Origin of the sequence: Yoonia sp. (genome assembly GCF_046498525.1) — a bacterium.
In the GTDB taxonomy this organism is placed as follows: Bacteria; Pseudomonadota; Alphaproteobacteria; order Rhodobacterales; family Rhodobacteraceae; genus Yoonia.
Genome location: NZ_JAWOAN010000302.1, coordinates 1 through 9,478 on the forward strand (window position 1 = coordinate 1; position 9,478 = coordinate 9,478).

Here is a 9,478-nt window from a genome sequence, read left to right on the forward strand (position 1 = left end):
ATGCCCGGAAAGATCATCCAGAGCCTGAAAAAGGCCGGGGCCAACAACCCGGTGTTCTGCCTGGATGAAGTGGACAAAATGAGCATGGATTTCCGGGGCGATCCTTATTTCAATCCCGCGCTCATGAAGGAGATCTTCTACATTCCGCAGCGAAAGCGGAAAACGGACGTAAAGCATCACGGCCAGGCGGATGATTTCAGGTGACGTTTTAAAGTAGCGAAATGGGGAGCGTTTTGTCATCCAAAGAGGCTAGTTTGGTGTCCCGCCGGCCTCAAGCGGATTTTGTCTGACAGTGCCTTTTGGCTAGCCGCAGGTGAAAAATATCACCGACCATGGCGACATCCCGAACGTGCCATCAAGAGCTGCCCACGGCAACTGCCCCACACTTTGCGAAATTCTTAAATACAGATTGACGGGTTAATATGTTATCGATAACATCTTTTCTGAGGTCAGGGAGGGCACAGTGAAAATTTGGAATAGCATATGGCGTTTCATCGACGTCATCATGGCCGCTTTGTTGTGCAGCATGATCGCCTTGGTATTTACCAATGTGGTGCTGCGCTACGGCTTTTCTTCGGGTCTTCGCCCCTCGGTCGAATTGTCTCGTCTTGGGCTTGTCTGGCTCGTGATGCTGGGGGCCGCAGTTGTGTTGCGTCGCAACGAGCATCTGGCCGTCGCCGAATTTTCACAGGCGCTTTTCCCGCGGGCCGTCCCTTTACTCCGGCGGCTTGCCTATGTGGTTATCCTGGTTTCGGTCCTCATGTTGTTCTGGGGCGCGTTCCGGCAGATGAACGCCAACTGGAACAACATATCACAACTGACAGGTCTTCCATCCGCCGTGCTATATTTGTCGGGCGTCGTGTCGTCGATCCTGATGACGGTGATCGCCGCTGTGCGGATTATCAATCCTGATGCCTTGTTGCCTCAGGATACCTCGGACGGGATCACGCACGGATGACTCTTGCGATCTTTCTCGGTATCCTGATCGGCTCTATCCTTTTGGGTCTGCCTGTCGCTTTTGCACTGCTTTTGTCCGCGATGGGACTGATGCTGCACATGGACCTCTTCAGTGCCGATATCCTGGCACAGTCACTTATCAACGGCGTCGATAGTTTCCCACTTCTGGCAATCCCATTTTTCCTTGTGGCCGGCGAAGTCATGTCGACCGGCGGTCTGTCAAAACGTATCGTGCGGATGGCGACGTCGCTTGTAGGTCATAGAAAAGGCGGACTTGGTTACGTGGCCATTCTGACGGCTGTGCTACTCGCCGGGCTTTCGGGGTCCGCAGTGGCAGACGCCGCAGCTCTGGTGTCAATCCTGTACCCCATGATGCGCAAGGCGGGATACCCCGAGGGGCGTTCAGTGGGTTTGCTCGCATCCGGTGGTATCATTGCGCCTGTTATTCCGCCTTCACTGCCCCTGATCCTGATCGGGGTCGCAGGCAACATTTCAATCAAGAACCTGTTTTTGGGCGGTATTGTTCCCGGCTTGATCATGGGGCTGACGCTCATGTTGGTTTGGGCCGTCCTGATGCGCAACGAAGATTTAGAGGTCATGCCCCTTGCGACAAGGCAGAGCGCCGCACCGCATTGAAGGAGGGCATCTGGGCGCTTTTGTTGCCGGTCATCATCATCGGTGGTATCCGTTTTGGGGTCTTTACGCCAACTGAAGCGGCAGTCGTCGCGGCTGTATACGCCATTTTTGTGTCCCTCGTGATCTACCGCGAAATGACTTTTTCCATCTTCTTTAACGTGCTCTTCAATGCCGGGCGCGCGACCGCGATGGTTATGTTTCTCGTTGGTTGCGCGATGGTGGCCGCATGGCTTATCACGGTCGCACAACTCCCACAGCAGCTTGCCGAGCTGTTGGGGCCGCTTGTGGATCGTCCACGTCTTCTGATGGCTGTGATCATGGTTTTGGTGCTGCTGGTCGGCATGGTGATGGACCTCTCACCGACCATCCTGATTCTTGTCCCATTGCTGATGCCGGTGATCAATTTGGCCGGAATCGACCCTGTCTATTTTGGCCTGATGTTCGTGATAAATTGCTCCATTGGATTGATTACCCCGCCGGTGGGAACGGTCCTGAACGTTGTCTGCGGGGTCGGCAAGGTCCCGATGTCATCCGCCGTGCGCGGTGCCTGGCCCTTTCTGCTTGCTTACCTAATACTCTTGGCTCTGTTCATTGCAGTGCCAAGCATCATCATCGTCCCGATGAAATGGTTCATCGGTTAATTCCAAGGAGGAGAATAACATGACACTAAGCTTCAAGAGCGTTGTATTGGCATCAGTCGTTGCACTTGGTGCCGCAACAACCGTTACTGCCGAGGTTACGTTAAAACTTGCCCATGCGGCACCCGAGACCGATTTGCAACAGGACTTTTCGGTATTCTTTCAGGAACAGGTAGCGGCCCGCACTGATGGTGAAGTAACGGTCCAGATTTTCCCACAAGGCCAATTGGGTAATGACGCAGCAATGATAGACGGCACCCGCTCTGGTATCATTGATATCACGATGGTCGGGCTTAACAATTTCTCGGGTCTGATGCCTGAATCTGCCGCCTTCACTCTGCCCTTCATGTTCCCAACGCGTGAAACCGCATATTCGGTTCTCGACGGCGAAGTTGGACAGGGTGTGCTGGCCGGATTTGAGGCGCATGGTCTGAAAGGTCTGGGCTTTCCCGAAAACGGTTATCGCAACATGACCAACAACGGTGGGCCGATCCGGACACCTGCGGATGTGGCCGGACTGCAAATGCGGGTGAACAACTCAAAGGCATTGAACGACATGTTTGCGGCACTGGGTGCCAATCCGCAGCAGATTCCCGTCGCAGAACTCTACACCGCGCTGGAGACCGGCGTTGTGGACAGCCAGGATCATCCGATTGGTGTCACACTGTCGTTCAAGTTCTACGAGGTTCAAAAGCATCTCAGCATGACCCAGCACGCTTACTCTCCGCTAGCCGTCGCTATGAATCTGGACACATTCAATGCGTTGACCGCCGAACAGCAGCAGGTCGTCCTCGACGTTGCTGCCGAAGCTGTCGACATGCAGCGCGAACTGAGCATCGCCAAGGAAGAAGAAATGATTGCTGAATTGGAGAGCAACGGCATGGAAGTGAACCGTGACGTCGATGGCGCGGCTTTTCAGGCCATGGTCAAGCCGGATTGGGACAACTTCATTGCGGAAAACGGTGATGCACTTGTGAACGCGATCCTTGAGACGTCCAACTGATCTGGTAAACATCAATCCTCAAGCGCGTCCGGCCACGCAACTGTCCGGGCGCGTTTTGAAAAGAAATATGACCTCACCCAAGCAAATTAATCGTGTCCGATTTTCTGATGCCGTCCGAACCGTTGTAAATTGGCGCAGCGGTTAAATGCTGCGCTACAATAGAAGCTGACGATATCTGGCAGGCTCAGCCAGATTGGGCGGGCCGTATTGACCAGTCGATCTTGATGACTTCATGCTCGGGAAGGATGTTAGGTTTCATATCAAGCAAACGCATGATAAGCCGCGCCGTCTCGGTACCGATCATTTGGGCCCTTGGATCAACAGTGGTGAGTGTCGGGTGCGACACCGACGAGATATCATATGCGCCAAAACCTGCGATACTGATGTCGTCTGGCACACGGACACCACGCCTTTGACATTCGGTAAGCGCACCGAATGCGACCAGATCGGAGACGCCGATGACAGCCTCTGTGTCTGGCATCTCGTCTAGAATTTGTGCCATCGACTGGGCACCTTGTAGCATCGAAATAGGTGTCTGCCCTGCGCCTACCAAACGTGTTGCATCAAGGCCGTGTCGTTCCATTGCGGCCAAGAAACCGCGCCGGCGGTCTGCGCCCCGCGTGTCGTCATTTGAATCGCCTCCGATAAATGCAATCCGGGTCCGGCCGCTTTTGACGATATGATCAACCAGCCCATGCATCGTTTCGGCATTTGAAAAACCAACAACATGATTGATTGGATCCGGCGGAAGGTCCCAGGTTTCGACCACAGGAATCCCGGCGTTCAACAACATCTTGCGGGCCGCCGGACTGTGCCGCCCACCGGTGACAACGATGGCATCAGGTTTGCGGCGCAGCAGCTGGGCGATCAACTCTTCTTCTTTGGCAACATTGTATCCGCTATAGCCCAACAACACCTGCATGCCTGCCTCTGACAAGTTATCAGACATTGCCCCAACCGTGTCGGCGAAATTTGCATTGTTGATCGAGGGAATGATCACCGCAACGAAATTTGTGGTTTGGGTGCGCAAGTTTGCAGCTGTCGAATCAAACACGTAGCCAAGATCTTGCGCGACCTGCAAAATCTTTTTGCGTGTTTCTTCGTTCACTGACTTGTCTGACTTGAAAGCCCGACTAACCGTCATGACGGATACGCCTACGGCTTCGGCCAGATCCCGCATTCTGACGGGAGTGCGTTGCATTCTACGGTCCCCTTTTTCTTTGAATGCAAGAGATTAACCCAACCGGCACCCTATCGCCATGTCAAATGTAGGGTCGTTTGGATTTCCTGCAAACCAATTCTTCAGGCTTTATATTCTGTGGCTGCCATCACGTGATGATGAATATGCCCGTCAAAGAATTCCGCTACCACTTGACCTGTCACGTCTTTGGATTTGTTGCGCGCGTCGCTGCTCAGGGTGCCTTCCATGGTCTGGATATCAGGATAGGTGATGGCAAGGATCAGTGGGAATTCAGGCGCGCCGGCGTCCCGGCCTTCACCAAACATGACGCGCACGTCGGTGTTGCCGGGAAACTGGGTCCACAGCGGGACCAGCCGTTCGGTGACGGCCTTGCGGAATGCGTCTGTATTGCCGGATTTGACGCTGCCTTCGAATAATGCGTAGCGGGTAATCATTTGAAGAATTCCTTATTGGGTCCATTGAAGTATTCCATCAATGCTGCCTGATCTTCGCCGCCTAAACCGGCGGATGTTAGCATCCGATGGATTTCGGCACACAGGGCAGTCAGTGGCATTGACGTATGTGTGTGTCGCGCAAGATCCTGTGCGCCGTTCAGATCCTTGACCATGTTGTCGATCCGCCCTGTGCGCCTGTAATCCTTGGTCGCAAAACGCGGCATGTATTCCTGTAGTATCGCACTGTCGGCGCGGCCACCCTTTAGTGCGACCGGCACCTTGGCCGCATCCACACCGGCATCAAGCGCCAGTTGCGTTGCTTCGGCAACGGCCATGAAATTCAGACCGCATAAAACCTGATTGATGAGTTTGGTTGTCTGACCCGCACCAACCGGTCCCATATGGGTGTAATTGGTCGCGACATATTGCAGCACTTCATAGGCGTCCTGGACGTCTTGGTCGGTGCCGCCCGCCATTAGGGTCAGTTCTCCGGTCAAGGCTTTTGGTGCACCACCGGACAGCGGGCTGTCGACCCAGCGCAAACCTTTTTCCGCTGCTTTGGCCGCCAATTCTTTGGTTGCTTCGGGATCAATAGAAGACATGTCGATGATGAGCATGCCCGGCTTTGCCCCTTCGGCAACGCCACCCTTGCCAAAAACCGCGATGTCCACGATCTGCGGCGCATTCAGACTTGTAATCACATAGTCGGACATGTTTGCCGCTTGTGCCGCCGAACCTGCGGCCTTGGCGCCATGCGCCACAATCTCTGCAACCTTGTCTTGGTCAAGATCGAAAACTGCAAGATTCTGGCCGGTTTGCGCAAGACGGGTCCCAATGGCACCCCCCATCGCGCCTGCGCCGATCAAGGCTATATTGAGTGTCATGAGGTTAACTCCTTTGCTCCCGCGACAAGTCTTTCAACCATGTGCTCGGGGGTATTTTTGATATCGGCTACAACATGCAATTCATCTGCCATGGGTGGCTCGAGCGTAGCAAGCTGACTGTCCAGCAACGAAGGTGGCATGAAATGGCCGGGGCGATTGCTCATCCGATCCAGCAAAAGATCGCGGTCTGCGCTGAGAAACAGGAAAACGACCGGTGCCGCTGCGCCTAGCCTGATCCGGTCGCGGTAGCTGCGTTTCAATGCAGAACACGCAATGACAGTATCAGGTTCCAGTACGCGGCCAACCTGATCGAGCCAAGGTGCACGATCTGTGTCGCTCAAGGGTTCGCCTCTGCTCATCTTCGCGATGTTCGCCTTTGGGTGCAGGTCATCGCCGTCAATGAAATTGCCCCCAATCGCGGCTGCGAATGCCGCACCGATATGGCTTTTCCCGCAACCTGAAACGCCCATGACAACATAACGTCCGGTCATAGCGATGCCGTGATGCCGCCATCGACAAAGACGGTGGTGCCGTTGACGAAGGATGAGGCGGCTGATGACAAGAAGATGCAGGTGCCGACAAGTTCTTCGACATTGCCCCAGCGCCCTGCCGGTGTACGTGTGGCAAGCCAGCCGCTGAACTTGGGATCGTCAACAAGCGCCTTGTTCAGCGGTGTGTCAAAGTAGCCGGGGGCGAGGCCGTTACACTGCAAGCCGTACTTGGCCCAGTCGGTTGCCATGCCTTTGGTCAAGTTGGCAACGGCCCCTTTCGTGGCCGTGTAAGGCGCGATGCCCGGACGTGCGAGCGCGGTTTGCACTGAACAGATATTCACGATTTTCCCTGCCCCGCGCTTGATCATATGGTTCGCGCAGGCCTGGCCCACATGAAAAACCGATGCGATGTTGGTCTGCAAAAGGCGCTCGAACGCGTCCGCGGGAAATTCCTCTAATGGTCCGCGATGCTGCATCCCGGCATTATTCACAAGGACATCAATCGCGCCGGTCTCGGCCTCAAACGCGTCCACCGCCGCGCGGGCACCCAAGTGATCGGTGACATCAAAGTCGAGCTTATAAACCGTGGCACCTTCATCGCGCAGCATTTTTGCCGCGGCATCAAGTTTGGCCATATCGCGCCCGTTCAAGATGATCTCGGCACCTGCAGCGGCCATGCCCCGCGCAAGCGCAAAGCCGATCCCCTGTGACGATCCGGTGATGAGTGCACGTTTTCCGCTCAGGTCAAATAGGCTCAGGCTCATGGTGTTCCTTTTGGTCTCGACAAGTTGATATTTCCTCGTTTATGTTATCGATAACAGTCATTGTCAACATTGATCGGAACTCCCATGGCCAAAGTCGAAATTCTCCAGGTCGGGCCTTACCCTGAATGGGACCAGGCCCCGCTTGACGCGGCCTTCACCGCACATCGTTATTTTGAAGCGAATGACAAACCAGCGTTGCTAACCCAAGTTGGCCCGCATGTCCGTGGCATAGCCACGCGGGGCGAACTAGGCGCAGATGCCGCTATGATTGCCGCCTGTCCAGACCTTGAAGTGATCGCCGTATATGGTGTCGGATATGATGCGGTTGACCTCGGCGCTTGCAAGGCGCGCGGCATCAAGGTCACGAACACACCCGATGTCCTGACCAACGACGTGGCTGACCTTGGTGTTGCCATGATGCTTGCGCAATCACGCGGGATGATTGGCGCCGAAAAATGGGCTCGCGATGGGTCATGGGCTTCAAAGGGCCTTTATCCACTCCAAAAACGGGTTTGGGGGAAAAAGGCAGGCGTGTTGGGCCTTGGCCGGATCGGGTTCGAGGTGGCCAAGCGGTTGGCAGGCTTTGATCTGGATATCGCTTATTCGGATGTGGCCCCGAAAGACTATGCGCGCGACTGGACCTTCGTGCAGAGCGCCGTTGATCTTGCGGCCCGTTCGGATTTCTTATTTGTGACGCTCGCCGCCTCTGCAAAAACTCGGCACATTGTGAATATTGATGTCATCAATGCGCTAGGCCCCGACGGTATGATCATCAATATAAGCCGTGCCGCCAATATCGATGAAGAGGCCCTTCTGGATGCACTTGAATCCGGCAGGCTCGGATCCGCAGCGCTGGATGTTTTCGAAGGCGAACCAACACTGAACCCGCGTTTTCTGGAACTGGAAAACGTGATGCTGCAACCCCACCATGCCTCTGGCACGTTTGAGACGCGCAAGGCGATGGGGGCGTTGGTGCGCGAAAACTTGATGGCGCATTTCGACGGCAAGCCGCTGCTGACACAGGTGCTTTGACGATGAAATCCATTGTTATTCACGCTGTCAAGGACCTGCGGATCGAAGATCAGACACCGGAAACGCCCGGTCCCGGTCAGGTCCAGATCACGTTGGCGGTCGGTGGCATTTGCGGTTCTGACCTGCATTACTTCAACCACGGTGGCTTTGGTGACATCCGATTGAAGGAACCGATGGTGCTCGGCCACGAAGTATCTGGTCATATCACGGCGCTTGGCGCAGGCGTCACCGTTTTGAAAGTGGGCCAATTGGTCGCCGTGTCCCCCTCGCGCCCTTGTCACGATTGCATCTACTGCAAGGAAGCGATGTTCAATCAATGCCTGAACATGCGGTTTTATGGCTCAGCCATGCCGTTTCCGCATATCCAGGGTGCTTTCCGGCAGGTGCTGGTCGCGGATGCTACACAATGCGCAGTCGCAGACGGGCTGACAGCGGCAGAGGCAGCGATGGCCGAACCACTGGCCGTCTGTTTGCATGCAGCGAAACGGGCCGGTCCTATGCTGGGAAAGTCCGTTTTGGTGACAGGATGCGGCCCGATTGGTATACTTTGCATACTCGCCGCACGCCGTGCCGGCGCGGACCTTATCGTCGCGACCGACCTTGGGGAATTTACGCTTGGCATGGCGAAAACTGCGGGGGCAGATGTGACTATCGACATGCGCTTGAACGCTGGTGTGCTTGATGACTATGCCAAGAACAAGGGCATGTTCGATCTGCTGTTTGAATGCTCTGGCGCTGCGCAGGCGCTTGCTGGCGCCGTCAAGGTCATGCGTCCGGGCGGGATAATCATGCAGCTTGGTCTGGGCGGCGACATGTCACTGCCGGTTCAGGCAATGACTGCAAAGGAATTGTCGCTGCGCGGTTCGTTCCGGTTTCACGAAGAATTTCAAACCGGCGTCAGTCTGATGCAAAAAGGGCTGATAGATGTGAAACCGTTCATCACCCACAGCTTTGGATTGGATGATGCGGTAAGAGCTTTTGAAACAGCGGGTGACAGATCACGCGCGATGAAGGCACAGATCACTTTTTCTGACGCTGTCTAAGCCAAAGATAATAGGCAGAATGATCAAGGTCGCCGCCATTGTGGTTTTCGACAAAGTCCCGGAAACCGGCGGCAATCTGATGTGACAACGGCAGGTCAAGCCCTGTCTGTGCGGCGACGGCCAGTGCATTGTCGATGTCTTTCAACTGCGCAACGGACCGGCCGCCGGGCGCGAAATCACCCGCCACCATGCGGGAACCATGCAGGTCAAGGATCTTGCTATCCGCAAAGCCACCTTTCAGCGCGTCCCGCACCAAGGCTGGATCACATCCTGCGGCTTCGGCCAGACGCAGACCCTCGGCAACCGCGCCGATGGTCGTGGCAACAATCAGTTGATTGGCCAGTTTGGTAATCTGGCCTGACCCGACCGGCCCAATCAATGTCGCCCGTCCCAAC

The 9,478-nt window shown here is 55.3% G+C and carries 10 protein-coding genes and 2 pseudogenes; 5 read left to right on the plus strand and 7 right to left on the minus strand.

What is annotated here, in order from left to right; all coding sequences use genetic code 11:
- Positions 1-105: 105 nt before the first annotated feature.
- Positions 106-240: pseudogene (locus R6T97_RS17640) on the minus strand (IS6 family transposase); the annotation flags it as partial.
- A 223-nt stretch (positions 241-463) separates the two neighbouring features.
- Between R6T97_RS17640 and R6T97_RS17645 the strand changes: the two are divergent.
- From R6T97_RS17645 to R6T97_RS17655, 3 genes and pseudogenes are all read left to right on the plus strand, one after another.
- Positions 464-958, plus strand: coding sequence for a TRAP transporter small permease (locus R6T97_RS17645; protein WP_410350589.1), 495 nt, complete (start codon positions 464-466; stop codon positions 956-958).
- Positions 955-2,234, plus strand: a pseudogene (locus R6T97_RS17650) (TRAP transporter large permease subunit). Before R6T97_RS17645 ends, R6T97_RS17650 begins: the two are co-directional and overlap by 4 nt.
- A 19-nt stretch (positions 2,235-2,253) precedes the next feature.
- Complete coding sequence (locus tag R6T97_RS17655; RefSeq protein ID WP_410350590.1) at positions 2,254-3,234, plus strand: DctP family TRAP transporter solute-binding subunit; 981 nt, start codon at positions 2,254-2,256, stop codon at positions 3,232-3,234.
- A 184-nt stretch (positions 3,235-3,418) separates the two neighbouring features.
- Here R6T97_RS17655 and R6T97_RS17660 read toward each other — a convergent pair whose 3' ends face one another.
- The 5 genes from R6T97_RS17660 to R6T97_RS17680 all read right to left on the minus strand — a co-directional run bounded on the left by R6T97_RS17660 (position 3,419) and on the right by R6T97_RS17680 (position 7,008).
- Positions 3,419-4,435 carry a LacI family DNA-binding transcriptional regulator gene (locus R6T97_RS17660; RefSeq protein WP_410350591.1) on the minus strand — a complete coding sequence of 339 codons (1,017 nt, stop codon included), beginning with the start codon at positions 4,433-4,435 and terminating at the stop codon, positions 3,419-3,421.
- A 101-nt stretch (positions 4,436-4,536) separates the two neighbouring features.
- The gene (locus R6T97_RS17665) at positions 4,537-4,869 is read right to left on the minus strand and encodes a hypothetical protein (RefSeq protein WP_410350592.1); all 333 of its coding nucleotides are present in this window, start codon (positions 4,867-4,869) and stop codon (positions 4,537-4,539) included.
- Positions 4,866-5,753: an NAD(P)-dependent oxidoreductase gene (locus R6T97_RS17670; protein ID WP_410350593.1), complete on the minus strand. Its 888-nt coding sequence runs from the start codon at positions 5,751-5,753 to the stop codon at positions 4,866-4,868. Before R6T97_RS17670 ends, R6T97_RS17665 begins: the two co-directional genes overlap by 4 nt.
- Positions 5,750-6,244 (minus strand): gluconokinase, encoded by a 495-nt coding sequence (locus R6T97_RS17675; RefSeq protein ID WP_410350594.1) that lies wholly within the window; start codon positions 6,242-6,244, stop codon positions 5,750-5,752. Before R6T97_RS17675 ends, R6T97_RS17670 begins: the two co-directional genes overlap by 4 nt.
- Entirely contained in the window at positions 6,241-7,008 is a 768-nt protein-coding gene (locus R6T97_RS17680; RefSeq protein ID WP_410350595.1) for an SDR family oxidoreductase, read from the minus strand. The genes R6T97_RS17675 and R6T97_RS17680 overlap by 4 nt, the downstream gene beginning before the upstream one ends.
- Before the next feature lie 84 nt (positions 7,009-7,092).
- On the opposite strand from R6T97_RS17680, the gene R6T97_RS17685 reads away from it, so the two are divergent.
- A complete protein-coding gene (locus R6T97_RS17685; protein ID WP_410350596.1) occupies positions 7,093-8,040 on the plus strand; it encodes a 2-hydroxyacid dehydrogenase in 948 nt (315 codons plus the stop codon).
- 2 nt (positions 8,041-8,042) lie between these two features.
- Positions 8,043-9,083, plus strand: a complete 1,041-nt coding sequence (locus R6T97_RS17690) for an L-idonate 5-dehydrogenase (protein ID WP_410350597.1) — start codon at positions 8,043-8,045, stop codon at positions 9,081-9,083.
- Here R6T97_RS17690 and R6T97_RS17695 read toward each other — a convergent pair.
- Positions 9,061-9,478, minus strand: a 418-nt coding sequence (locus tag R6T97_RS17695; RefSeq protein ID WP_410350598.1) for an NAD(P)-dependent oxidoreductase, incomplete at its 5' end; no start/stop codon positions are given. The two genes, R6T97_RS17690 and R6T97_RS17695, sit on opposite strands and share 23 nt — an antisense overlap.